At 69.3% G+C, this 1,217-nt stretch carries 3 protein-coding genes; all 3 read left to right on the top strand.

Annotated elements, in window-relative coordinates:
* The coding region (locus BKE38_RS26455) for an HAD-IC family P-type ATPase (RefSeq protein WP_165694292.1) at window positions 1-611 on the top strand (611 nt) is incomplete at its 5' end.
* Window positions 608-766 carry a cbb3-type cytochrome oxidase assembly protein CcoS gene (gene ccoS / locus BKE38_RS26450; RefSeq protein ID WP_076960191.1) on the top strand — a complete coding sequence of 53 codons (159 nt, stop codon included), beginning with the start codon at window positions 608-610 and terminating at the stop codon, window positions 764-766. The genes BKE38_RS26455 and ccoS, both read left to right, overlap by 4 nt.
* Window positions 763-948, top strand: coding sequence for a hypothetical protein (locus BKE38_RS26445; protein ID WP_076960190.1), 186 nt, complete (start codon window positions 763-765; stop codon window positions 946-948). The genes ccoS and BKE38_RS26445 overlap by 4 nt, the downstream gene beginning before the upstream one ends.
* Window positions 949-1,217 lie beyond the last annotated feature (269 nt).

The following is a 1,217-nucleotide window of genomic DNA, read 5'->3' as shown; positions in this document are numbered from 1 at the left end:
GCCTGGCGCAGGAGGATGAAGGCCTGACCCTGTGGCTGGACCGCCCCGGCCTGTCGCCGGTGCCCTTCCGCTTCGCCGACCGGCTGCGCCCCGATGCCGCCGCGACCGTCGAGGCCCTGGCCGGCCTCGGCCTGCCCGCCGAGCTGCTGTCCGGCGACGCCGCCCCCGCGGTCGAGGCGGTCGCCGAGGCCACCGGCATCGGCCCCTGGCAGGCCCGCGCCACCCCCGCCGCCAAGGCCGAGCGGATCGCGGCGCTGGGCGTCGCCGGCCACAAGCCGCTGATGGTGGGCGACGGCATCAACGACGCGGCGGCGCTCGCCTTGGCGCATGTCTCGGCGACGCCGGAGGGCGCCACCGATCTGGCGCAGACGGCCGCCGACCTGGTGCTGCGCGGCGAGGGGCTGTCGGCGCTGCCCTATGCCATCCGCGTCGCCCGCCGCGCCCAGCGCCTGGCTCGGCAAAACATTTCTTTCAGTCTGATCTACAACCTCGTCGCCATTCCCTGCGCGGTGCTGGGTTACGCGACCCCGCTGATCGCGGCGCTGGTCATGGCCAGCTCCTCGATCATGGTCATCCTCAATGCGCTGCGTGCCGGAAGGGCCCCCGCATGAACGCCCTGCTGCTGCTGGTGCCGCTGGCCCTGTTCCTCGGGCTGCTGGCGCTGGCCCTGTTCCTCTGGACGCTGCACGCCCGCCAGTACGACGACCTGGACGGCGCCGCGTCCCGCATCCTGTTCGACGATCCCACGCCCGGAGGCCGCCCATGACCGCCAACCGCATCTTCTTCCTGGTCTTCAACGCCATCCTGGCCCTGGTCGGCCTGCTGCTGGCCGGCGCCTCGCAGGACGCGCCGCTGACCTTCTTCGCGCTGTCGCTGTTCCTGTTCGGGACGGGGTTTGCGCTATGGCTGGTCAAGAAGACCTATGATGAGAGAGATCATCAGGCCTGAAGAGAAGACAGAGGACAGGCCAGGGGAATGAATTCCCCAGCGGCGCAGTGCGCCGCGCCCGTTCTTTTTTCTGTCAAATTGCCATGTCCACGTGGAGACAGTACGCGCCACGGCCCCGCCAAGGCGCGACCTTCGAGGTGGCGACGATTATTTAAGAATCCGAGTCCCGCCGCGCCTCCCTGGTGACGCCGGAGCAAGGCGCTGTCCCCCTGAATGGCCAACAGAACAGAAAAAAGAAGGGGGTTCGGGGGAATTCATTCCCCCGACCT

It is taken from the genome of Teichococcus deserti (assembly GCF_001982615.1).
Lineage (GTDB): Bacteria > Pseudomonadota > Alphaproteobacteria > Acetobacterales > Acetobacteraceae > Pseudoroseomonas > Pseudoroseomonas deserti.
Note: the sequence above shows the minus strand (reverse complement) of the source record. Positions and strands in the feature narration are given on the sequence as shown.